Source organism: Micromonospora sp. CCTCC AA 2012012 (assembly GCF_040499845.1).
Lineage (GTDB): Bacteria > Actinomycetota > Actinomycetes > Mycobacteriales > Micromonosporaceae > Micromonospora > Micromonospora mangrovi.
In genome coordinates this window covers 5,865,613-5,888,586 of the sequence record NZ_CP159342.1, presented here as the reverse complement: position 1 = coordinate 5,888,586, position 22,974 = coordinate 5,865,613, and the positions used below count along the sequence as shown (strand labels likewise).

Genomic DNA, 22,974 nt, shown 5'->3' with positions numbered 1-22,974 from the left:
CTTCCTCGGCAGGTCGGGCCAAGCCTACAGACCGGTCGGTCTGCCGGTTCATCCGGGCGTGACCGCGCTCACAGACCTAGTAGACAGACCTGTCTGTTAGTGTCGCCGTCAGACGAGCGCGAGGCATCGGCGTCGCGCGATCAACCGGAGGACGGATCGACATGCGCATCGCAGTACTGGGCACCGGCATGGTCGGCCGCGCGATCGCCGGACGGGCGGCCGAACTGGGCCACGAGGTGACCGTCGGCACGAGGGACGCGACCGCCGCCCGCGACGACTGGACCGAATGGGCCGCCACCCACCCCACCGTGACCCTGGCCGGCTACGCCGACGCCACGGCCGGCGCGGACCTGGTGGTGAACGCGACCAGCGGCGACGGCTCGCTGCCCGCGCTGACCGCCGCCGGCGAGGAGAACCTGGCCGACAAGGTCCTGCTCGACATCGCCAACCCGCTCGACTTCGGCAACGGCTTCCCGCCCACCCTCTCGGTGCTCAACGACGACTCGCTGGGCGAGCGGATCCAGCGGGCGTTCCCGCGTACGAGGGTGGTGAAGGCGCTCAACACGCTCACCGCCGACCTGATGGTCCAGCCGCGGCAGCTCGCCGACGGTGACCACAGCGTCTTCGTCTCCGGCGACGACCCGGCGGCGAAGAAGGTGGTGACCGAGCTGCTCACCAGCTTCGGCCACACCGACGTGATCGACCTGGGTGACCTGAGCACCGCCCGGGGCACCGAGATGCTGCTGCCACTCTGGCTGCGCCTCTACGGCAAGCTGGGCACCGCCCTGTTCAACCTCAAGGTCGTGCGCTGAGGGCCGGTCGGGGCCCGCACACCTCGGCGCGGGCCCCGACCGGTCACGGCTCGAACTTGTAGCCGAGCCCGCGGACGGTGACGATGAAGCGCGGCGTGGAGGGCTCCGGCTCGACCTTCGACCGCAGCCGCTTGACGTGCACGTCCAGGGTCTTGGTGTCGCCCACGTAGTCGGCGCCCCAGACCCGGTCGATGAGCTGCCCCCGGGTCAGCACCCGGCCGGCGTTGCGCAGCAGCAGCTCCAGCAGCTCGAACTCCTTCAGCGGCAGCTGCACGGCCGCCCCCTCGACGGTCACCACGTGCCGCTCGATGTCCATCCGGACCGGGCCGGCGGCCAGCGTGGGCGCGCCCGACTCGGCCGCCTCGGCGGTCTGCCGGCGCAGCACCGCCCGGATCCGGGCCACCAGCTCCCGCGGCGAGTACGGCTTGGTGACGTAGTCGTCGGCGCCGATCTCCAGCCCGACCACCTTGTCGATCTCGCTGTCCCGCGCGGTGACCATGATGATCGGGACGTGCGAGCGCTGCCGGAGCTGCCGGCAGACCTCGGTGCCGGACATCTCCGGCAGCATCAGGTCGAGCAGCACGATGTCGGCGCCGGTCCGGTCGAACTCGGTGAGGGCGTCCGGCCCCGTCGCGGCGACGGAGACCTCGAAGCCCTCCTTACGGAGCATGTAGGACAGGGCGTCGGAGAACGATTCCTCGTCCTCGACCACCAGTACGCGGCTCAACGGGTGTTCCTTTCCTGTGGTTCAGACCTGCCGGAACTCGGCCGGGCCGGCCTCGATCCCAGCGGAGGCGAGTGTCGTCTCCAGGTCGTCCGGTGGGCTGGCGGGCAGCCGCAGGGTGAACGTCGACCCGCCACCAAGGGTGCTCGACACGTCCACCCGACCGCCATGGTTGCTGGCGATGTGCTTGACGATGGCCAGGCCGAGGCCGGTGCCGCCGGTCGAGCGGGAGCGGGCCTGGTCCGCCCGGTAGAAGCGCTCGAAGATCCGGTCGACGTCGGTCGGGGCGATGCCGATGCCCTGGTCGGCGACGGCGATCTCGACGACGTCCTCCACCCGTCGGGCGGTCACCCGCACGCAGGTGTCCTCGCCCGAGTAGTTGATCGCGTTCTCCACCAGGTTGGCGACCGCGGTGGCGAGCTGGCTGTCGCTGCCGTACACGGTCAGGCCGCGCTCGCCGTCGACCGCGACCTCCACCCGGCGGGCGGTGGCCGCGGTCCGGGTCCGGTCGAGCACCTCGGCGACCACCCAGTCCACCGCGACCGGCTCCGGCGCGGGCTGCGGTTCCGCGCCCTGGAGCCGGGTCAGCTCCAGCAGCTCCTGCACCAGCCGGCCCAGCCGGGTCGACTCGTGCTGGATCCGCTCGGCGAACCGGCGGGCCGCGACCATGTCCTCGGAGAGACCGGCCGTGTCCTCGTCGGCGGGCTCGGTGGCGTCGACCAGCGCCTCGGCGAGCAGTTGGAGGGCACCGATCGGAGTCTTCAGCTCGTGGCTGACGTTCGCCACGAAGTCGCGGCGGACCCGGGCGAGCCGGTGGGACTCGGTCACGTCGGCCGCCTCGACGGCGATGAAGCCGGCGCCGAGCCCCATCGCGCGCAGGTGCACCCCGAGCGGGTTGTCGCCGGCGTTGTCGCGGCCCCGCGGCAGGTCCAGCTCGATCTCGCGCCGCACGCCGGTCCGCCGCACCTGGCCGGCCAGGGTACGGATCAGCGGGTGCGCGGCGATCGAGCCGGGGGCGGCACCGGTACGCAGCAGGCCCATCGCCCGGGCGGCCGGGTTCACCAGCACCGGCACGTCGTCCGGGTCCAGCACCACCACGCCGGCGCGGAGCGAGGCGATCGTCTTGCGGCCGAGCCCGGAGAGCCCGCCCTGCTGGTCGTCGGGAATCGCGAGCCTCCCTGAGCTCCGGCGGGAGCCGGTGCTCCCCGACGACGCCCTGCGACGCCGCCACGCCCTGACGGGCCCGGACAGCAACAGTCCGGCGACCAGTCCGGTCACCAGAGCCACGGCCACCGTGGCCGCCACCGCCCATTCCACCTGGCGATCGTAGGGTCATTGTTAACCTGGCTATCGCCCAGAAGGGGACGAACCACCCTCACTTCCGGGAAAGTTCACTCGGCGGCCCCGCGTCGTTCACCGGGGTTCACCTCCCGTCCCGCTCCCCCGACCTACGGTTGTCGCGCACCTGCTCAACCCGTGCGCCGGCGTCGGAGCCCCCGGACCGGCGGCCACCGACCACAGGACGTGATGATGCGCGACGAGTTCCGGGCCGATCTCCAGATCGTCAGCCAGCTGCTGGTGGACATGGCGGAGGCGATCCGCGCCGCCATGCGCCAGGCCACCCGCGCGCTGCTCACCGCCGACCGGCAGGCGGCCGAGACGGTGATCCAGCGGGACGCCGAGATCGACGAGCTGTACCGGCACGTCGAGGAGCGGGTCTGTGACCTGCTCGCCCGGCAGGCGCCGGTCGCCTCCGACCTGCGCGCCATGATCACCGCGCTGCACGTCGCGGCCGACCTGGAGCGGATGGGCGACCTGGCCGACCACGTCGCCAAGACGGCGCTGCGCCGGCACCCGTCCCCGGCGGTGCCGGCCGAGCTGCGGGCCATCTTCACCGAGATGGCCGCGGTCGCCGACCGGATGGCCGAGAAGATCGGCACGGTGCTGGCGAAGCCCGACGCCGACCTCGCCGCCGAACTGGACCGCGACGACGACGCGATGGACGACCTGCACAAGAGCCTCTTCGCCGTGCTGCTCGGCGACGACTGGCCGTACGGGGTGGAGACGGCGATCGACGGCACCCTGCTCGGGCGCTTCTATGAGCGCTTCGCCGACCACGCGGTGAACGCCGGCGAGCACGTGGTCTATCTGATCACCGGCGAGACCTCGCCCTCGGCGGGCTGACGCCACGAGGAAGGCCCCCCGGACGTCCGGGGGGCCTTCGTCGTACGGGTCAGCGGCCCTGGTTGGCGACCGCGGCGGCGGCGGCCTTGGCGGCCTCCGGGTCCAGGTAGGTGCCGCCGAGGACCTGCGGGCGCAGCTGCGGGTCGAGGTCGTAGCGCAGCGGGATGCCGGTGGGGATGTTGAGCTTGGCGATCGCCTCGTCGGAGATCTGGTCGAGGTGCTTGACCAGGGCGCGCAGCGAGTTGCCGTGCGCCGCCACCAGCACCGTCCGGCCGGCCAGGATGTCCGGCACGATCGAGTCGTACCAGTAGGGCAGCATCCGCTCGACGACGTCCTTGAGGCACTCGGTACGCGGCATCAGCTCGCTGGGCAGCAGCTTGTACCGAGGGTCGCCGACCTGGGAGAACTCGTCGTCGTCGGCGATCGGCGGCGGCGGGGTGTCGTACGACCGGCGCCAGAGCATGAACTGCTCCTCGCCGTACTCGTCGAGGGTCTGCTTCTTGTTCTTGCCCTGGAGGGCGCCGTAGTGGCGCTCGTTGAGCCGCCACGACCGGCGCACCGCGATCCAGTGCCGGTCGGCGGCGTTCAGCGCCAGCTCGGCCGTGCGGATCGCCCGGCGCATCACGCTGGTGTGCACCACGTCCGGCAGCAGGCTGTGCTCGCGCAGCAGTTCGCCGCCGCGCCGCGCCTCCGCCTCGCCCTTCGCGGTCAGGTCGACGTCCACCCAGCCGGTGAAGAGGTTCTTCGCGTTCCAGTCGCTCTCGCCGTGCCGCAGCAGGACCAGCGTCCCGACGGTGGGCCCTTCGCTCGCAGTCATGCCGATCATCCTGCCGCACGTCGTCGGCGGACACGCGGGGACCGGTCGTGACGACCACCACGTGGAAAAGCCGGTGACCGCCGATCCGCCCCGGCACTAGGTTGTAAGGCGCTGGGGTTACATCGGTCATTACCGAAGCGGGGGCGTCGGATGCGGACGGTACGGAGCTGGTTCCGGGACACGACAGGCGGCCTGCCCAGGGCCTTCTGGTATCTGTGGACCGGCACCCTGGTCAACCGGCTCGGCTCGTTCGTGCTGGTCTTCCTCGCCATCTATCTCACCCGGGAACGCGGCTTCTCCCCCTCCCAGGCCGGCCTGGTGCTGGGGCTGTGGGGCGTCGGCGGCGCGGTCGGCACCACCGTCGGGGGCACCCTCACCGACCGGTGGGGACGGCGACCCACCCTGCTCACCGCGCACGTGGGCGCGGCGGCCATGATGCTCGCCCTCGGCTTCGCCCGACCCCTCTGGACGGTCGCGGCGGGCGCCCTGCTGCTCGGGCTCTTCGCCGAGGCGGCCCGCCCCGCGTTCGGCGCCATGATGATCGACGTCGTGCCGGCGAAGGACCGGCTGCGCGCCTTCTCCCTGAACTACTGGGCGATCAACCTCGGCTTCGCCTGCGCCGCGGTGCTCGCCGGGCTCGCCGCTCAGGCCGGCTACCTGCTGCTCTTCGTGGTCGACGCGGCCACCACCCTGGTCACCGCGCTGATCATCTTCACCCGGGTACGGGAGACCCGGACGGTCACCGCCACGGTGACCGTCCGTACGGGGGAGCCGGGCGCGCTGCGGACCATCCTCGCCGACCGGGTCTTCCTCGGCTTCGTGCTGCTCAACCTCTTCGCCGCACTGGTCTTCCTCCAGCACATCTCGATGCTGCCGATCGCGATGGGCGACTCCGGCCTCTCCCCCGCCACCTACGGCTCGGTGATCGCGCTCAACGGCGTGCTGATCGTCGCCGGCCAGCTCTTCGTACCCCGGCTCATCCGAGGTCGGAGCCGGTCGCACGTGCTGGCGCTGGCCTCCGTGGTGATGGGCGTCGGCTTCGGCCTGACCGCCTTCGCCGACGGCGCCTGGTTCTACGGCCTCACCGTGCTGATCTGGACGGTCGGCGAGATGCTCAACTCGCCCTCCAACGCGACGCTGATCGCCGAACTCTCCCCGGCCGCGCTGCGCGGTCGCTACCAGGGCGTCTTCTCCCTCTCCTGGCAGGCGGCCGCAGCGGTCGGCCCGGTCCTCGGCGGCCTGGTCCGGGAGCACGCCGGCAACAGCGCGCTCTGGCTGGGCTGCGCCGTGATCGGTGGCCTCGCGGCGGTCGCCCACCTGGTCTCCGGCCCGGCCCGCGAACGGCGGGCCACCGCACTGCGCGCCCCGGCCGCCCCGGTCGCCGTCGTCCCGCCGGCAGCCGCGCCCGCACCGGTCCCGGCCGCCTCCTGAGTACGCCCCGCCGTCGCGCGGACCGGCCGCCCGCTCTACCGTCGGAGGCGTAACAGTCAACAAACCTTCCTGGAGGACGGGTGCGCGGCCTGCGGCGCTGGTGGGACGACACGGCCGGCGGCCTCCCCGCCCCCTTCTGGTACCTCTGGTCCGGCCTGCTGGTCAACCGGGCCGGCGCGTTCGCGGTGCTCTTCCTCTCGCTCTACCTCACCGATGCGCGCGGCGCGTCCGAGTCCCTCGCGGGGGCGGTGGTCGGGGCGTACGGGGCGGGCGGGGCGGTCGGGGTGCTGCTCGGCGGGGTGCTCGCCGACCGGTGGGGCCGCCGGGCAACCCTGCTCGCCGCCCACCTCGGCGCGGCCGGACTGATGACCGCGCTCGCCTTCAGCCGGCAGTTGGGGGTGATCGCGGTGCTCGCCGCGCTGGTCGGGGTGCTGCACTCGATGCCCAGCCCCGCCTTCGTGGCGGCGATCGTCGACGTGGTGCCGGAGAGCCGCCGCTCGCGCGCGTTCAACCTGCAGTTCTGGGCGTTCAACCTCGGCATGGCGGTCGCCTCGCTGCTGGCCGGGGTGCTCGCCGAGGCGAGCTTCCTGGCGCTCTTCCTGGTCGACGCCGCCGCCACCCTCGCCGCCGCCGTGATCATCGCGGTGAAGGTCCCCGAGACCCTGCCCCGCCATCGCCCGGCGGCCCCGGCGGCGGTTCGCCGGCCGGGGCTGGCCACCGCGCTGACCGACCGCACCTTCCTGGTCTTCGTCGCGCTGACCTTCGTGCTGGCCGTGCTGACCATGCAGACGTCGACGATCATGCCGCTGGCGATGCGCGCCGACGGCCTGGGCCCCTCGGCGTACGGGGTGGTGGTGGCGCTGGGCGGGACGCTGATCGTGCTCGGGCAGCTCTTCGTGCCCCGGCTGATCGAGGGGTACCGGAAGGCGACCGTGCTGTCGGTCTCGACCGGGCTGATGGCGCTCGGCTTCGGCGCGCTGGCGCTCGCCGACGACCTGCCGGTCTATCTGGGTGCGGCGGTGGTCTGGACGATCGGCTCGATGCTCGCCGCACCGCCGAACGCCCAGATCAACGCCGAGCTGGCCCCGCCGGAACTGCGCGCCCGCTATCAGTCGGTCTTCTATCTGACCTTCCCGGCGGCCTCGTTCGTGGCACCGGCGCTCGGCGGGCTCAGCCTCCAGCACCTCGGCGAACGGCACTGGCTCGTCGTCGGCGGCCTCGGCGTGGTGGCGGCGGTCGGCCACCTGTTCGCCGGCCCGGCCCGCGAACGCCGGGTCGCCACCCGCCACGCGCTACGGCCGCAGCGGCCCGAAGCGGTGTCCGGGTCTGGACGGCGCTGAGCGCCCACCTCGACCCCCGTCGTGGTGGGCGCTCGCGCCGTGCACCCGGCGGCGGCGGGCGACCCTCACCCCCGTAAGCGTCGCCCGCTCGCGCCGCCGGTTCAACGAGTGGCACCGTCCCCCAACGGCGTGCCCCACTCGTTCCTTCGCACCTCGCTTGCGCGGATCTGATCGATCCGCCGCTCCCCCGAACGATTACAAGCGTGGCGCGGTGCAATAAAGTTAGTTCGCCCGGTTTCCGGATTCAACCCAGATCGCTGTCTCGCCCGTCACAGCACCGGTGTCCGGGATCCGACTGTTCCTGCTCCGGGCCTCGCGTCTGCCAACAGCGGGTTCCCGTCGACCATTCCGGTAAACCTCAGCCGTCCTCGCGATCCGGGTTCTCGGTACGGAAGAAGTTGCTCTGCCGACCGTCACGCAGCTGCTCCTGGTAGATCAGGTTCAGTCCGCGCGAGTCGAACGTGCGGAACCAGTCGTCCCAGCTGATCTCCCGGATCCGGCTGCTCTCCCGGTAACCGGGGATGTTGAACGTCAGCACCCCCGGCCGACCCTCCCGCTCGGTGCCGGCGATGGTGGCCGGTTTGGCGTTCCGGGCCCGCGCCCAGCGCTGGATCACCTCGTGGTTCGCCGTCACCAGGCTCCGACCCGGACGCTCCGGACGATCGGACAGGGAGGTGATCTGCTGGGACGACGACACCGAACGGGCGGAGGACCGGCCGGTCCGGACCGGCGTCCGCATCGCCGTACCTGCCGTCGCGGGTGCGGCGGCCCTCGCCGGCGCGGCGCGCGTACCCCCGGCCCTGGCGGAGGCCGTCCGAGCGGTCGTCGCGGTGCGGGACCGGGACGGGGCCGCCTTCTTCGCCGGGGCGGCCTTGCGGCCCGGTGCGGCCTTCGCCCGCGCGCCCGACGCCTTCGCGGCCGGGGTGGCCTTGGCCCGCGCCCCGGACGCCTTCGCGGCGGGTGCCGCCTTGGCCCGGGACGGCGCGCTCTTGCGGGCCCCCGCGGTCTTCTTCGCCGCGGTCGTCTTCTTCGTCGCGGACGCCCGGCCCGCCGGACCACTGCTCCCGCGGGCGGCCCCGCCAGCCCGACCCTCCGACCGCAGCGATCGGGCCAGGGTCTTCACCAGCTCCGGCTTGCGCAGGGCGGAGATGCCTGACACCCCGCGGCGCCGGAGCTGGCCCCGGATGTCGTCGACCTTCATCCGCGAGATCTCGGACTCGGAGACCCCCGGCGTGCCCGGGGTCTGGTTGCCGGCTTGCCGCTTGGTCCTGGTCGCAGTCGCGCCGCGACCTGAGCTGTTGCGCTGAGCCATGGGACACACGCTCCTCGACAGTCCGTCCTCGGCGCGCGGTGGATCCCAGTGCCGCACCGCGCGGTGCGGCATACCCGTCAGGACGGGTCCGAACCTCCGGCGGGCGTCGGAACGCTCTGCGCCTGCCCCGACGGCTCGAAGAGGTGCGCGAACGCGGCCAGGTTGGCCGTCGACTCGCCCCGCTTGACCCGCCACTCCCACTCCCGGCGGATCGAGCTGCCGAAGCCGATCTCCAGCATCGTGTCGAAGGACTCGTCGGAGTAGGTGAGGACCGCGCCCAGCAGCCGGTCCAGCTCCGCCTCGTCCACCCCGGCCAGGTTGACCCGGCCGGTCAGATAGACGTCGCCGACGGTGTCGATGGAGAAGGAGACGCCGTACATCCGGGCGTTGCGCTGCAGCAGCCAGGCCCACAACTCCTCGCGGCGCTCGTCGGGCTGGCGCATCACGAACGCCTCGACCCGCAGCGCGTGCTCGCCGACGATCAGGTTGCAGATCGTCTTGAGCTTGTGCGTCCCCGGCAGGGTCACCGCGTACGACGCCTCGCCGGTGGACTCCCACTCCAGTTCCCGCTCGGCGCAGACGGACTCGATCAGGGCGGCGACCTCACTGCTACGGCTCATCGCACCCACTCTACGACCGGTGTCCCCACCGCGCCCCGCACGCCGTCGCTCACCAGGAGCAGGCAGCGAGCCGGTTGGCGAGCCGGCCACGGTGCTCGGCGATCGCCTCGCCGTAGACGGCGAGCAGGCCGGAGACCGTCCGGTGCCAGGAGAAGTCGCGCGCGTGCCGCTCGGCACCGCGGCCCAGGGCCGCCCGGCTCACCCGGTCCGGCAGCAGCTTCGCGAGCGTACGGGCCCAGTCGACCGGGTCGTGGCCGTCGATGAGCACCCCGCTCACGTCGTCCCGGACGGCGGTGACCAGACCACCGACGGCAGCGGCCAGCACCGGCGTACCGCAGGCCTGCGCCTCCAGCGCGACCAGCCCGAACGACTCGTTGTACGACGGCACCGCCACCAGGTCGGCGGCCCGGTAGAGCGCCGGCAGGTCGTCGCCGGTCTGCGGCGGCAGGAACCGCACCCGGTCGGCGACACCCAGCGAGGCGGCCAGCTCGATCAGCGCGGTCGGCCGGTCCAGACCGGTGCCGCTGGGGCCGCCGCAGATCACCACGGTCAGCTCGTCGGCCAGCGCGGGATCCCGCTCGCGCAGCGCGGCGACCGCCCGGATCAGCACGTCGGGGGCCTTGAGCGGCTGGATCCGGCCGACGAAGGCCACCACGTAACCGTCGGTGGGCAGCCCGAGCCGGCGGCGAGCGGCGAGCGCGGCGCGCTGCCGATCCCCGGCGGCCGGGCGGAACCGGTCCAGGTCGACGCCGGGCTCCACCACGGCGACCCGGGCGGGGTCGGCGTCGTAGCGGTCGAGCAGGTCGCGGGCCTCCACCCGGGTGTTGGCGACCAGCCGGTCGGCCTCGGCGACCACCTGCTCCTCGCCGATCACCCGGGCCTTCGGCTCGGGCCGGTCACCGGCGGCGAGCTGGGCGTTCTTCACCTTGGCCAGGGTGTGCGCGGTGTGCACCAGCGGCACCCCCCAGCGCTCCTTGGCCAGCCAGCCGACCTGGCCGGAGAGCCAGTAGTGCGAGTGGATCAGGTCGTAGTGGCCCGGCGGGCGGGCCGCCTCGGCGCGGAGCACGCCGGCGGTGAAGGCACAGAGCTGGCCGGGCAGCTCCTCCTTGGTCAGCCCCTCCAGCGGGCCGGCGGTGACGTGCCGGACGTGCACGCCGGGTGCCATCTCGACCACCGGGGGCAGGTCACCGGACGTGGCCCGGGTGAAGATCTCCACCTCGACGTCGGCCTCGGCCAGCCGGCGGGCCACCTCCAGGATGTAGACGTTCATCCCGCCGGCGTCGCCCGTGCCGGGTTGGTGCAGCGGCGAGGTGTGCACGGAGACCGTGGCGATCCGCCGGGGCCGGGGCCACGGCAGGGCACCTCGCTGACGACCGACACCGGTGTGCAACTCCGCCACGTCCGCTCCCTCTGTCACGGTTGATGCCGTCCCGCACGACCGGCGCTCCTCGGTCAACCTCCGCGCCGGATGTCATCTTCCCCATCGGGCTTCGGAAATGCGTGCCGCCGGCCCCCGGGCGTGACGGACCTCATCACGGCACGGGGAACAGGGCCGGGAGAGAATGGCCGGATGAGCTCAGTCGCTATCGTCACCGGGGCGTCCAGCGGGATCGGTGCGGCCACCGCCCGCCGGCTGGCCGCCGAGGGTTTCCACGTACTCGCCGCCGCGCGGCGTGCCGACCGGCTGACCGCGCTGGTCGCCGAGATCGAGGCGGCCGGCGGCAGCGCGACCGCGGTGGCCTGCGACGTCACCTCCGACGAGTCGGTCGCCGGCCTGGCCGAGGCCGCCACCGCGGCGCCGGGCCCGGTCACGCTGCTGGTCAACAACGCCGGCGGGGCCCGCGGCCTGGACCCGGTGGAGTCCGGCTCGGTGGGCGACTGGCAGTGGATGTACGACGTGAACGTGCTCGGCACGCTCCGGGTCACCCAGGCGCTGCTGCCCGCACTGGTGGCCTCCGGCGCCGGCACCGTCGTGATCGTCAGCTCCACCGCCGGCTTCACCGTCTACGAGGGTGGCGGCGGCTACACGGCCGCGAAGCACGCGCAGACGGCGATGGCCGGGACGCTGCGGCTCGAACTCTCCGGCCGACCGGTCCGGGTGATCGAGATCGACCCCGGGATGGTGAAGACCGACGAGTTCGGCCTGGTCCGATTCGACGGCGACGCCGAGCGGGCCGCCGCCGTCTACGCCGGGGTGGCCGAGCCGTTGGTCGCCGACGACGTGGCCGACTGCATCGCCTGGTGCGCCACCCGTCCGCACCACGTCAATGTGGACCGGCTGGTGGTGCGCCCGCTGGCCCAGGCCGCCCAGCACAAGGTGCACCGGGTCTAGCCGTGCAGCGGCCGCTCGGGGTGGTCACCCGGGGGACGACGAACCCCAACCGGTTGCGCCGGGTGGACAACTGGATCGTCGAGACCTGCGGGGACGCGCTGCGGTCGGCGGCCGACCCGCTGGTGGTCGACCTGGGCTACGGCGCCACCCCGGTCACCGCCGTCGAGCTGCGGGCCCGGCTGGCGGCCGGGGTCCGCGCCGACGTCCGGGTGGTCGGGCTAGAGATCGATCCGGTACGCGTCGCCGCCGCCGAGCCCGCCGCCGACCCGCCGTGGCTGACCTTCTACCGGGGCGGGTTCGAGCTGGCCGGGCGACGTCCCGCCCTGGTCCGCGCGTTCAACGTGCTGCGCCAGTACGACGAGTCCGAGGTCACCGACGCCTGGCGTACGGTCACCGACCGGCTCGCGCCGGGCGGGCTGCTGGTCGAGGGGACCTGCGACGAGCTGGGCCGGCTGGGCAGTTGGGTGCTGCTCGACGCGGCGGGCCCGCGCACGTTGACCCTGGCCGCCCGGCTGGGGACGCTAGAGAGCCCGGCCCAGCTCGCCGAACGCCTGCCCAAGGCGCTGATCCACCGCAACGTGCCCGGTGAGCGCGTGCACGACCTGATCCGCGCCCTCGACGACGCCTGGCAGGCCGCCGCCGGCTACGCCCCGTTCGGCCCGCGCCACCGCTGGGTGGAGACGGTCCGCGCCGTACGCGCCCAGGGCTGGCCCGTCCTCGACCGCCCCCGCCGCTGGCGTCGGGGCGAACTGACCCTCCCCTGGCCCGCGGTGGCCCCCGCCCCGCCCGATTGACCGGTCAGATGGTGCAGTTGACGAGGACGGGTTCGGGGTGGAGGGTGACGCCGAAGCGGTCATGGACGCCGTCGCGGATCTCGCGGGCCAGGGCGACCAGGGCCGCGGTGCTGGCCCGGCCGGTGTGGTTGGTGAGGGCGAGGGTGTGTTTGCTGGAGATGGCCACCCCCTCCGGGCCGGGGTGGCCCTTGGCGAAGCCGGCCTTGTCGATCAGCCACGCCGCACTGATCTTGACCATGTCGCCGGCTCCCGGCCAGGACGGCGGCTCGCCCAGGTCCGCCGCGCGCTCCCGGAACAACTCGTACGCCTCGCGGTCGAGGACCGGGTTGGTGAAGAACGAGCCGACCGACCAGGTGTCCGGGTCGGCGCCGTCGAGCACCATGCCCTTGCCGGCGCGCAGCCGCAGCACGGTGGCCCGGGCGTCGGCCAGCGGCACCCGGTCGCCGACCTCGACGCCGAGCGCGCGGGCCAGTTCGGCGTAGCGGACCGGGCCGGAGAGCGGGGAGCGGGTCAGCCGGAAGTCGACCGAGAGCACCACCCAGCGGTCGCTGTACTTGAAGATGCTGCCCCGGTAGGCGAAGCCGCAGTCGGCCGCGTCGATCCGGCCGACGGTCCCGTCGTGGCGGTCGTACACCTGCACGGCGGTGATGGTCTCGGCGACCTCCTGGCCGTAGGCCCCGACGTTCTGGATCGGGGTGGCACCGGCGGAGCCGGGGATGCCGGAGAGGCACTCCAGGCCGGACCAGCCGTTGGCGACGGTGGCGGCGACGAGGTCGTCCCAGGGTTCGCCGGCCTCGACCCGTACGGTGACGGTGTCGGCCTCCTCGGTGACCACCCGCAGCCCCCGGGAGCGGACCAGCACGACCGTGCCGGGGAAGCCCTGGTCGCCGATCACCACGTTGCTGCCGCCCGCGAGGAGCAGGACCGGGTCGTCCCGCCGTTCCGCTTCCTGTACTTTTTGTACGATTTCCTCGGTGCTGGTGGCGGTCTCCAACCGGCCGGCGGTGCCACCGAGGCGGAGCGTGGTGTATCTCGCCAGGGTGGCCGGGTCGGTGGGGTCGGCTCCGGTCGTCGGTTCGGCGTAGACGTCTGACACGCCTTTCACCCTAGGCTGAGGGGTAGCCGCGGCACCCACTGGTGGCCCGGTCACCCCCGGGAGGATTGCGATGAGCAGACTGCACGGCACGAAGGACTTCTGGATCGGCGCGCTGCGGACGGAGGGCCCCGCCTTCGCCGCCGCGGTCGCCGAGGCGCCTCCGGAGACACCCGTGCTGTCCTGTCCCGGCTGGACGGTCGCCGACCTCGCCACCCACCTCGCCCGGGTCTACGCGTGGGTCCGGGGCGTCGCCGGCTCCGGCTCGACGGTGTCGCCGGAGCGCGGCCAGCACCCCGACGTGCCGGCCGGGCTGACCCCCGCCGAGTGGTACCGGCAGGAGTACGACCAGCTCATCGCGCTGCTGGAGGGGCTCGACCCGGAGGCGCCGGCCTGGAACTGGGCACCGCAGCCGAAGAAGGCGGGCTTCTGGCCGCGTCGGATGGCCCACGAGACGGCCGTGCACCGCTGGGACGCCCAGCTCGCCATCGCCGCGGGTGAGCCGATCGAGGCCAAGCTCGCGGCCGACGGGGTGAGCGAGGTGCTGGACACCTGGCTGCCGGCCGGGCGGCGGAAGGCGTCCGGCCAGTGGCACGGCGTGGTGCAGCTGAGCGCGACCGACGCCGCGCAGGAGTGGTACCTGCGGCTGCGCGGCGAGGGGATCGCCCTGCTGGACACCGCCACCATCCTCGACCACGACGACCACCGCGCCCGGGCGCAGGTCAGTGGCACCGCCAGCGACCTGCTGCTGGCCCTGTGGGGGCGGGTCAGCTTCGACACCCTCGGGGTGAGCGGCGATCCGCGCCTGCTGGACGGCCTCCGGGTGGGCTGACCCGACCGGGCGGGTTCCCGCCCTTCCCGAGCACCACGGAGAGTGGCCTTCCCCCGTCGGAAGGCCACTCTTCGTCGTCGTGGCGCGCTCGGAAACCTCTTGGTAACGGTCTGAGAGCGCTCTCTTGACAGAAATTGAGACAGGGACCACCCTTTCGTGAGAGCGCTCTCTGAGTCAAGCGAAACAACCTCCACCACCCGTACGACCAAGAGGGGTCAGATAAGAGATGGCTACCTTCACGCGCCGCCGCCTGGCGGCGGTGGCCCTCATCGCCACCACCGCACTGCTCGGCACCGCCGCCTGCGGTGGCGGCGACGACGACAAGTCCGCCGCCGACGGGCCGGTCACCCTGACCGTCGACGTCTTCGGCCAGTTCGGCTACGACGACCTGTACAAGGAGTACATGGCCAGCCACCCCAACGTGAAGATCGTCGAGCGGGGCACCGGCAGCAACCTCGACGAGTACTCGCCGAAGCTGACCCAGTGGCTGGCGGCGGGCAAGGGCGCCGGCGACGTCGTCGCCATCGAGGAAGGCCTGCTGGTCGAGTACAAGGCCAACCCGCAGAACTTCGTCAACCTGCTGGACCACGGCGCGGCCGACCTGAAGGGCAACTTCCTCGACTGGAAGTGGAACCAGGGCCTCACCGCCGACGGCAAGCAGCTGATCGGCCTCGGCACCGACGTCGGCGGCATGGCCATGTGCTACCGCAAGGACCTCTTCGCCAAGGCCGGCCTGCCGACCGACCGGGACGCCGTCTCCAAGCTCTGGCCCACCTGGCAGGACTACATCAAGGTCGGCGAGCAGTACAAGGCGAAGAACACCGGCACCGCGTTCCTCGACGCCGCGACCAACACCTTCAACACCATCCTGCTCCAGACCGCCGGCAACAGCACCGGCTACAGCTACTACGACACCAGCAACAACCTGGTCGTCGACAGCAACCCGGCCGTCAAGCAGGCGTACGACACCACGCTGGACATCATCGACTCCGGCCTCTCCGGCAAGTACGGCTCCTGGTCCGAGGAGTGGGTGTCGGCGTTCAAGCAGTCGAAGTTCGCCACCATCGCCTGCCCGGCCTGGATGACCGGTGTCATCGAGGGCAACGCCGGCCCGGCCGCCAAGGGCAAGTGGGACATCGCCAAGATCCCCGGCAACGGCGGCAACTGGGGCGGCTCGTTCCTCGCCGTGCCCAAGCAGGGCAAGCACCAGGCCGAGGCGATCGAGCTGGCCAAGTTCCTGACCAGCGCCAAGGGCCAGATCGGGGCGTTCAAGGCCAAGGGTCCGCTGCCGTCCTCGCCGCAGGCCCTCGACGACCCGGCGATCGTCGACTCGAAGAACGCGTACTTCTCGGACGCCCCGGTGGGCCAGATCTTCGCCACCGGCGCCAAGAGCCTGAAGCCGGTCTACATGGGCCCGAAGAACCAGGCCGTCCGTACCGAGGTCGAGAACGCCGTCCGCACCGTCGAGCTGGGGCAGCGCAGCCCTGAGCAGGGCTGGACCGACGCGGTCAACAACGCCAAGAAGGCCGCCGCCAAGTAGCGGAGAAGCCAGGCGTGCGGGCGGGCCCCGGCAACGGGGTACCGCCCGCACGGCGGAAAGGAGTCACGGGCCATGGCAGTCCAGCTCGACGCCCGGCCGCCGGCAGCACCGGCGCACCGCACCCCCCGCCCCTCCCGGGTCGCCCGGCTCAGCCGGTTCGACACCCGGTACTCGCCCTACCTCTACATCGCCCCGTTCTTCCTGCTCTTCGGGGTGTTCGGGATCTACCCCCTGATCTACACGTTCTGGGTCTCGCTGCACGACTGGGACCTGCTCGGTGCCGAGCACCCCTTCATCGGGTTCGACAACTACACCCAGCTGCTGGCCGACCCGGACTTCTGGCACTCGGTCGTCAACACCCTCGGCATCTTCGTCATCTCCACCGTGCCGCAGCTGCTCCTCGCGCTCTGGCTGGCCAACCTGCTCAACCGCCAGCTCCGCGCCCGGACCACCTGGCGGATGGCGGTGCTGATCCCGAACGTCACCTCGACCGCCGCCGTGGCGATCGTCTTCGCGGTGCTCTTCGGCCGCGAGTTCGGCATGATCAACTGGCTGCTGGACCACGTCGGCATCGCCGCGATCGACTGGAAGGCGAACCGCCTCGCCGCCTGGACCGCCATCTCCACCATGGTCGACTGGCGGTGGACCGGCTACAACGCGCTGATCTTCCTGGCCGCGATGCAGTCCATCCCCCGCGACCTGTACGAGTCGGCCTCGATCGACGGTGCGAGTCGATCGCGACAGTTCTGGTCGATCACCGTGCCGCTGCTCAAGCCGACGATCGTCTTCGCGGTCATCATCTCCACCATCGGCGGGCTCCAGCTCTTCACCGAGCCCCGCCTCTTCAACTCCGGCACCAACGCGATCCGCGGCGGCCCGCTGCGCGAGTCGCAGACGGTGACGATGTACATGTTCGAGAACGCCTTCGCACCGCACTACAACTTCGGCTACGGCTCGGCCATCGCCTGGCTGCTCTTCGCGCTGATCGCGGTGGTCGCGGCCATCAACGTACTGCTGCTGCGCCGGCTCGGCGGCGGCGTCAAGGGGGAGGACTGATGTCCCGGATCTGGTCGGCCGGCCGACTGACGTACCTGGCGCTGACCCTCACCGCGTTCCTGTCGATCTTCCCGATCTACTGGATGTTCGTGGTGGCCAGCCGCACCAGCGACGCGATGGGACAGGTGCCACCCCCGGTCACCCCGGGCGGCAACCTCGGCGCCAACATCGCCCGGCTGTTCGAGAACACCGACGCGTACTTCCTCACCGGTCTGATCAACTCGGCGATCGTGGCCGGCACGGTGACCGTCTCGGTGGTCTTCTTCTCCACCCTGGCCGGGTTCGCCTTCGCGAAGCTGCGCTTCCGGGGACGCAACGCGCTGCTGCTGACGATCGTCGCCACCATGATGGTGCCGACCCAGCTCGGCGTCATCCCGCTGTACATGCTGATGACGAAGCTGAACTGGAACGACCGGCTGCCGGCGGTCATCGTGCCGGCCCTGGTGACCGGCTTCGGGGTGTTCATGATGCGGCAGTACGCCGGCCAGGCGGTCAGCACCGAGCTGATCGAGGCGGCCCGGATGGACGGCTGCAACACGGCCCGGATCTACTGGAACGTGGTGCTGCCGGCGCTGCGCCCCGCCGCCGCGGTGCTCGGCCTGCTCACCTTCATGACCACCTGGAACGACTTCCTCTGGCCGTACGCCGTGCTCAACGACCCGGAGAACCCGACCGTGCAGCTCTCGCTGCGGGCGCTGTCCGACGGGTACTACCAGGACATGTCACAGGTGTTCACCGGGACGGCCATCGCCACCCTGCCCCTGTTGCTGGTCTTCATCGTGTTCGGCCGCCAGATCATCGGCGGCATCATGGAAGGTGCGGTCAAGGCGTGAGCGCGAGGAGTGAGCCGGTTCTGCGAGCCCCGCAGTCGCGAACGGAAGAAAGGCCCAGCGTGAGCGCGAATGAGCTGCGATTTCCCGAGAACTTCGTCTGGGGGGCGGCCACCGCCGCGTACCAGATCGAGGGCGCGGCCCGGGCGGACGGCCGGGGCGACTCCATCTGGGACACCTTCAGCCGCACCCCGGGGAAGGTCTTCCAGGGGCACACCGGGGACGTGGCCTGCGACCACTACCACCGGTACGCCGACGACGTGGCCCTGATGGCGGGGCTGGGCCTTCAGGCGTACCGCTTCTCGATCGCCTGGCCCCGGATCCAGCCCGACGGCACCGGGCCGGTCAACCCCCGCGGCCTGGACTTCTACGACAAGCTGGTGGACGAGCTGGGCAACCGGGGCATCGACCCGGTCGTCACGCTCTACCACTGGGACCTGCCGCAGACGCTCCAGGACCGGGGCGGCTGGACCAACCGGGACACCGCCGAGCACTTCGCCGACTACGCGCTCGCCGTGCACGCCCGGCTCGGTGACCGGGTCCGCACCTGGACCACGCTCAACGAGCCGTGGTGCTCGGCCTACCTGGGGTACGGCAACGGGGTGCACGCCCCCGGCGAGCAGGACGCCGGGGCGGCCTTCGCGGCCGTACACCATCTGCTGCTGGGTCACGGCCTGGCGGCCCGGGCGTTGCGGGCGGCCGGGGTGCAGACCCTCGGGGTCACGGTCAACCCGGCGGACGTGCAGCCGGCGGACCCGCAGAGCGAGGCGGACCTCGCCGCGGTACGCCTCGTCGACGGCCTGCACAACCGGATCTTCCTGGACCCGCTGACCGGCGGTGGCTACCCGGCCGACGTGCTGGAGCACATCGCCCGGCACGTCGAGCCGACCTTCGTCCAGGACGGGGACGAGAAGATCATCGCGGCCCCGATCGACCTGCTGGGCATCAACTACTACTCCCCCACCTACGTCGCCGGTAAGCCGGGCGGGGCCGGCGGCAGCGCCTATCCGGGCACGGCCGGGGTGGTGGAGTTCCTGCCACCGGTGGGGCCGCTGACCGAGATGGGCTGGATGATCGAGCCCGCCGGTCTGACCCGGCTGCTGGAGCGGATCGCCACCGACTACCCGGGTCTGCCGTTGATGATCACCGAGAATGGTGGGGCGTTCCCGGACAAGACGGGCACCGAGGGTCCCGACGGGACCGGCTGGGTGGCCGACACCGACCGGGTGGCGTACCTCGACGGGCACCTGCGCGCGGTGCACGAGGCCATCGCCCGAGGGGTGGATGTTCGGGGTTATCTCGTATGGTCGTTGCTGGACAACTTCGAATGGGCCGAGGGCTACCGGAAGCGGTTCGGAATTGTCCACGTCGACTACCTGACCCAGCGGCGCACACCGAAGGAAAGTGCCCGCTGGTACCGGGAGGTGATCGCCCGGAACGGGCTGTGACGAGGTGGTGGTAACGGGGATGACGACGGCACAACGACCGACCCTGGAGGCGGTGGCCCGACGCGCAGGTGTGTCGCGGGCCACAGTCTCCCGGGTGGTCAACGGCTCCACCACCGTCGCGGAATCCATCCAGGAGGCGGTCCGACGGGCGGTCGAGGAGCTCGGGTACGTCCCGAACCTCGCCGCCCGCAGCCTGGTCACCCAGCGCACCGACTCGGTCGCCCTGGTCATGCCCGAGGCGGCGACCCGGGTCTTCTCCGACGACCAGGTCTTCCCGGGGATCATCCGGGGGGCGGCCCAGGAGCTGGAGGCCGCCGACAAGCAGCTCGTGCTGATGCTGGCCGGCTCCCCGGCCGGTCACGAACGGGTCGAGCGCTACACCACCGGGCGGCACGTGGACGGGGTGCTCTTCGCCTCGCTGCACGGCGAGGACCCACTGCCCGGCAGACTGGCCCGGCTCGGCATACCGGTGGTGTGCAGCGGTCGGCCGCTGGACGGCGCCGAGGTGCCCTACGTCGACGTCGACCACGTCGGCGGGGTCAGCCGCGCGGTGCGGTACCTGATCGAGAGCGGTCGGCGCCGGATCGCCACCATCGCCGGCCCGCAGGACATGGTCGCCGGCATCGAACGGCTCGACGGCTACCGGGACACGGTCACCGCGGCCGGGCTGCCGATGCTGGTCGCGTACGGGGACTTCACCCGGGAGTCCGGCACGGCGGCCATGCGCCGGCTGCTCGCCGACCACCCCGACCTGGACGCGGTCTTCGCCGCCTCCGACCTGATGGCGCACGCCGCCCTGCGCACCCTCCGCGAGGCGGGCCGGCGGGTGCCGCAGGACGTCGCGGTGATCGGGTTCGACGACATCGAGACGGCGGCCTACACCGAGCCGCCGCTGACCACGATCCGGCAACCGATAGTGGAGCTGGGGCGGGCGATGACCCGGCAACTGCTCCGGATCGCCGCCGGCGAGCCGATCGAGCACGCCCTCATGCTGCCGACCGAACTCGTCGTCCGCGACTCCGCCTGAGTCCCCTGGGCAACGCCTGTCGTTGCCCAGGGGCCCGGTTAACCGGTCGCCCGGCGGCGCACCCGGCACTACGGTCGGCGGGTGACCGTAGCCCTCGTCCACGTGCCCGAACTCTCCGACGTCGCCGAGTACGCGTACGCCGCGACCGCCTCCCCGGCCCGACTGGTCTTCACCGCCGGGGCCTGCCCGCTGGACGCCGACGGTCGTACCGTCGCCCCCGGCGACCATGCCGCGCAGGCCCGGCAGGTCATGGCCAACCTGGAGACCGCCCTGGCCGCCGCCGGTGCCCGGCTGACCGACGTCGTCAAGACCACGGTGTACGTCGCCACGACCGACCGGGCCGACCTGGTGACCGTCTGGGAGGTGGTCCGGGACGCCTTCGGCGACCACGACCCGCCGAGCACCCTGCTCGGGGTGACCGTGCTGGGCTATCCCGACCAGCTCGTCGAGGTCGAGGCCGTCGCCGCCCTGCCCGAGCAGGCCTGAGGTGCTGATCCGGACGGCCCGCCCCGACGACGCGCCCGCCGTCGTGGCGCTGCGCGCGCGGGTCCACCCCTACCTGGTACGCGGGGTCGAGTCGACCCGCCGGATGATCGCCGAACCGCCGCCCGGTGAGGAGTGGACCGCCTTCGTCGCCGAGCGCGACGATCGGGTGGTCGGCTGGGTGTCGGCCTACCGGAACGGCCAGACCTCGACGGCCGACTCCGGGGACGTCTCCCTGCTGCACGTCCACCCCGAGCAGCGCGGCCGGGGCGTCGGCGACGCCCTGCTGGACGCGGCGCTCGGCCACCTGCGCCCGCTCGGGATCCGCCGGGTGCGGGCCTGGGCGCGCACCGAGTCGCTGCCCTTCGCCCGCCGGCACGGCTTCACGCCGACCCGGGAGCTGCGCTACTCGGCACTGGAACTGCGGGACACGCCGCCGCTGCCGGCCGCCCCGGACGGGGTACGGCTGCTGCCGCTGGCCGGGCTCGATCCGCGCCGGCTGCACGCCGCCCACGTGGCGGCCGCCGCCGACGAGCCGGGTGACGCGCCCAACCACGCGCTCAGCTATCGCAACTGGCGCTACGAGGTCTGGGACAACCTGGGGCTGGACCGGGCGGCCAGCATCGCCGTCGAGGTCGACGAGGAGCTGGTGTCCTTCAGCCTGGTGAAGCGGGACGGCGACCGGATGTGGTCGGACATGACGGCCACCCTGCCGGCGTTCCGGGGCCGGGGGTTGGCCCGGCTGGCGAAGCTCGCCGCGCTGCACCGCGCCCGCGCCACCGGGGTCAGCGTCGCCTACACCTCCAACGACGAGACGAACGCGCCGATGCTGGCGATCAACGAGCGGCTCGGGTACCGAAGGGTGGCCACTCAGTGGTCCTGCCTCGCCGAGCTGGGCTGACGCCGCCCCGGCCCGGCACGGTCGGCGGGGTCAGCCGGCGGTGACCCGCTCGGCGGTGGCGTACGTGTCGTGGCCGAAGAGGACCAGGCGGGCCTCGGTGACGTGGGCCGGGGTCGCCGCGCGGAGCACCGTCAGCGCCTGGCGTACCGCGTCCTCGACCGGCCAGCCGTAGACGCCGGCGGAGATCAGCGGAAAGGCGACGGTGGCCGCGCCCAGCTCGTCGGCGACCCGGAGGCTGTTGGCGTAGCAGTCGCGCAGCAGGGCCGACCGGTCCTCGCCGGTCGAGTGGACCGGGCCGACGGTGTGCACCACCCAGCGGGCCGGCAGGTCGCCGGCGGTGGTGGCGACGGCCTGACCGGTGGGCAGACCCCGGCCGTAGCGGGAGGCGCGCAGCGCCCGGCACTCCTGGAGAATGGCCGGCCCGCCCCGCCGGTGGATCGCCCCGTCCACGCCGCCACCGCCGAGCAGCGACGAGTTGGCGGCGTTGACGATCACATCGACCTGCTGGGCGGTGATGTCCCCCTCGACCAGGGTGATCTCCATGTCAGCGCTCCTCGATGGGCTGGCCGAGCGACCGGCGGGCGAGCAGGGTGGCGCCGGCCACGGCGGCCGGCATGACCAGCACCGCGCCGAGCGGGATCAGGAAGCAGAGGAACACGGCCACCCCGAACCCGAGGGTGGTCGGCCGGTCCGCCTTCAGCAGCGAACGCCGGTCGGGCAGCCGCATGCCGCGCCGGTAGAACGGCGCGCCGACCAGCTCCAGCGCGAGGAACCAGCCGCCCACCGCCGCACCGATCACGGGTACGACGGTCTGCCCGACCACCGGGATGAACCCGGCCGCGAAGAGCGGGACGCCGACCAGCGCGGAGATCGCCACCAGCCGCAGCGAGTCGACGACGCTGCGCCGCAGCGACGCCCAGAACGGCACGTCGACGGCGTTGGGGGTGCCGCCGTACCGCTCCTCGACGCGTTCGGAGATCTTCTCGTAGAACGGGTCGCCGATGACCAGGGTGACCGCGGTGAAGGCGAGCACCCCGAGCAGCCCGCCCAGGCCGAGGAAGGCCAGCCCGGCGACCACCCGTACCACGCTGCGCCAGGTCGACGACCAGTCGTCGGCGAACGGGGTGACCAGCGCGGCGAGGTCGTCCACGAAGTACACCAGGGCGACGAACGCGCCCAGGAAGAGCGCGCCGGAGATCAGCGCGGGCACGACGCCGAGCAGCATCAGCCCGGGGCTGCGGACGTACAGGCCGATGCCGCGCAGCAGCAGACCGGCGCCGGCGAGGAACCGGGTGACGGCGCCGGTGACGGGCGCGGCCAGGCGGGGTGCGTTCACGACCGCAGAGCCTAACCGCCGGGCGCACCGGGGGCCGGGATCCGGAGCCTGGACAATGGGAC

General features: G+C 72.5%; 23 protein-coding genes. 14 read left to right on the top strand and 9 right to left on the bottom strand.

All coding sequences use genetic code 11. From position 1 onward, the window contains the following. Positions 1–161 precede the first annotated feature (161 nt). Positions 162–812, top strand: coding sequence for an NADPH-dependent F420 reductase (locus tag ABUL08_RS26675; protein ID WP_350932776.1), 651 nt, complete (start codon positions 162–164; stop codon positions 810–812). A 43-nt stretch (positions 813–855) separates the two neighbouring features. On the opposite strand, the gene ABUL08_RS26670 is transcribed toward ABUL08_RS26675, so the two are convergent. Continuing rightward, the gene (locus tag ABUL08_RS26670; RefSeq protein WP_350932775.1) at positions 856–1,539 is read right to left on the bottom strand and encodes a response regulator transcription factor; all 684 of its coding nucleotides are present in this window, start codon (positions 1,537–1,539) and stop codon (positions 856–858) included. Positions 1,540–1,560: 21 nt separating this feature from the next. Next, positions 1,561–2,853, bottom strand: a complete 1,293-nt coding sequence (locus ABUL08_RS26665; RefSeq protein ID WP_350932774.1) for a sensor histidine kinase — start codon at positions 2,851–2,853, stop codon at positions 1,561–1,563. A 213-nt stretch (positions 2,854–3,066) separates the two neighbouring features. Between ABUL08_RS26665 and phoU the strand changes: the two genes are divergently transcribed. After that, entirely contained in the window at positions 3,067–3,720 is a 654-nt protein-coding gene (gene phoU, locus ABUL08_RS26660) for a phosphate signaling complex protein PhoU (protein WP_242794632.1), read from the top strand. A 49-nt stretch (positions 3,721–3,769) separates the two neighbouring features. On the opposite strand, the gene ABUL08_RS26655 is transcribed toward phoU, so the two are convergent. Then, the gene (locus ABUL08_RS26655; protein WP_350932772.1) at positions 3,770–4,537 is read right to left on the bottom strand and encodes a phosphoglyceromutase; all 768 of its coding nucleotides are present in this window, start codon (positions 4,535–4,537) and stop codon (positions 3,770–3,772) included. A 150-nt stretch (positions 4,538–4,687) separates the two neighbouring features. Between ABUL08_RS26655 and ABUL08_RS26650 the strand changes: the two genes are divergently transcribed. Both ABUL08_RS26650 and ABUL08_RS26645 read left to right on the top strand, forming a co-directional pair. Then, entirely contained in the window at positions 4,688–5,968 is a 1,281-nt protein-coding gene (locus ABUL08_RS26650; protein WP_350932771.1) for an MDR family MFS transporter, read from the top strand. An 80-nt stretch (positions 5,969–6,048) separates the two neighbouring features. Further along, positions 6,049–7,308 (top strand): MFS transporter, encoded by a 1,260-nt coding sequence (locus ABUL08_RS26645; RefSeq protein WP_350932770.1) that lies wholly within the window; start codon positions 6,049–6,051, stop codon positions 7,306–7,308. Positions 7,309–7,666: 358 nt separating this feature from the next. On the opposite strand, the gene ABUL08_RS26640 is transcribed toward ABUL08_RS26645, so the two are convergent. From ABUL08_RS26640 to mshA, 3 genes are all read right to left on the bottom strand, one after another. Then, on the bottom strand, positions 7,667–8,620 hold the full coding sequence (locus ABUL08_RS26640) for a hypothetical protein (protein ID WP_377521836.1): 954 nt from the start codon (positions 8,618–8,620) through the stop codon (positions 7,667–7,669). A 77-nt stretch (positions 8,621–8,697) separates the two neighbouring features. After that, on the bottom strand, positions 8,698–9,240 hold the full coding sequence (locus tag ABUL08_RS26635) for a type III secretion system chaperone family protein (RefSeq protein ID WP_350932769.1): 543 nt from the start codon (positions 9,238–9,240) through the stop codon (positions 8,698–8,700). A 49-nt stretch (positions 9,241–9,289) separates the two neighbouring features. Further along, positions 9,290–10,639: a D-inositol-3-phosphate glycosyltransferase gene (gene mshA / locus ABUL08_RS26630; protein ID WP_350932768.1), complete on the bottom strand. Its 1,350-nt coding sequence runs from the start codon at positions 10,637–10,639 to the stop codon at positions 9,290–9,292. 171 nt (positions 10,640–10,810) lie between these two features. Here mshA and ABUL08_RS26625 point away from each other — a divergent pair, with 171 nt between their 5' ends. Next, positions 10,811–11,572 carry an SDR family NAD(P)-dependent oxidoreductase gene (locus ABUL08_RS26625; protein WP_350932766.1) on the top strand — a complete coding sequence of 254 codons (762 nt, stop codon included), beginning with the start codon at positions 10,811–10,813 and terminating at the stop codon, positions 11,570–11,572. Positions 11,573–11,574: 2 nt separating this feature from the next. Continuing rightward, positions 11,575–12,366: a class I SAM-dependent methyltransferase gene (locus tag ABUL08_RS26620; protein ID WP_350932765.1), complete on the top strand. Its 792-nt coding sequence runs from the start codon at positions 11,575–11,577 to the stop codon at positions 12,364–12,366. Between the two features lie 4 nt (positions 12,367–12,370). On the opposite strand, the gene ABUL08_RS26615 is transcribed toward ABUL08_RS26620, so the two are convergent. Further along, positions 12,371–13,462: a UDP-N-acetylmuramate dehydrogenase gene (locus ABUL08_RS26615; protein ID WP_350932764.1), complete on the bottom strand. Its 1,092-nt coding sequence runs from the start codon at positions 13,460–13,462 to the stop codon at positions 12,371–12,373. Between the two features lie 70 nt (positions 13,463–13,532). Here ABUL08_RS26615 and ABUL08_RS26610 point away from each other — a divergent pair, with 70 nt between their 5' ends. From ABUL08_RS26610 to ABUL08_RS26575, 8 genes are all read left to right on the top strand, one after another. Beyond that, complete coding sequence (locus tag ABUL08_RS26610; protein WP_350932763.1) at positions 13,533–14,291, top strand: maleylpyruvate isomerase family mycothiol-dependent enzyme; 759 nt, start codon at positions 13,533–13,535, stop codon at positions 14,289–14,291. A 226-nt stretch (positions 14,292–14,517) separates the two neighbouring features. After that, complete coding sequence (locus tag ABUL08_RS26605; RefSeq protein ID WP_350932762.1) at positions 14,518–15,831, top strand: ABC transporter substrate-binding protein; 1,314 nt, start codon at positions 14,518–14,520, stop codon at positions 15,829–15,831. A 72-nt stretch (positions 15,832–15,903) separates the two neighbouring features. Beyond that, entirely contained in the window at positions 15,904–16,887 is a 984-nt protein-coding gene (locus ABUL08_RS26600) for a carbohydrate ABC transporter permease (protein ID WP_350932761.1), read from the top strand. After that, entirely contained in the window at positions 16,887–17,720 is an 834-nt protein-coding gene (locus ABUL08_RS26595; RefSeq protein ID WP_350932760.1) for a carbohydrate ABC transporter permease, read from the top strand. Before ABUL08_RS26600 ends, ABUL08_RS26595 begins: the two co-directional genes overlap by 1 nt. Before the next feature lie 59 nt (positions 17,721–17,779). Then, complete coding sequence (locus ABUL08_RS26590; RefSeq protein WP_350932758.1) at positions 17,780–19,165, top strand: GH1 family beta-glucosidase; 1,386 nt, start codon at positions 17,780–17,782, stop codon at positions 19,163–19,165. Between the two features lie 19 nt (positions 19,166–19,184). Next, a complete protein-coding gene (locus ABUL08_RS26585; RefSeq protein ID WP_350932757.1) occupies positions 19,185–20,192 on the top strand; it encodes a LacI family DNA-binding transcriptional regulator in 1,008 nt (335 codons plus the stop codon). A gap of 81 nt (positions 20,193–20,273) precedes the next feature. Further along, the gene (locus tag ABUL08_RS26580) at positions 20,274–20,678 is read left to right on the top strand and encodes a RidA family protein (protein WP_350932756.1); all 405 of its coding nucleotides are present in this window, start codon (positions 20,274–20,276) and stop codon (positions 20,676–20,678) included. A gap of 1 nt (position 20,679) precedes the next feature. Beyond that, positions 20,680–21,576: a GNAT family N-acetyltransferase gene (locus tag ABUL08_RS26575; protein ID WP_350932755.1), complete on the top strand. Its 897-nt coding sequence runs from the start codon at positions 20,680–20,682 to the stop codon at positions 21,574–21,576. Positions 21,577–21,606: 30 nt separating this feature from the next. Here the strand turns inward: ABUL08_RS26575 and ABUL08_RS26570 are convergent, their stop codons facing one another. Together ABUL08_RS26570 and ABUL08_RS26565 are read right to left on the bottom strand one after the other, a co-directional pair. After that, entirely contained in the window at positions 21,607–22,119 is a 513-nt protein-coding gene (locus tag ABUL08_RS26570) for an O-acetyl-ADP-ribose deacetylase (RefSeq protein ID WP_350932753.1), read from the bottom strand. Between the two features lies 1 nt (position 22,120). After that, positions 22,121–22,912: an EI24 domain-containing protein gene (locus tag ABUL08_RS26565; RefSeq protein ID WP_350932752.1), complete on the bottom strand. Its 792-nt coding sequence runs from the start codon at positions 22,910–22,912 to the stop codon at positions 22,121–22,123. Between the last annotated feature and the right edge of the window lie 62 nt (positions 22,913–22,974).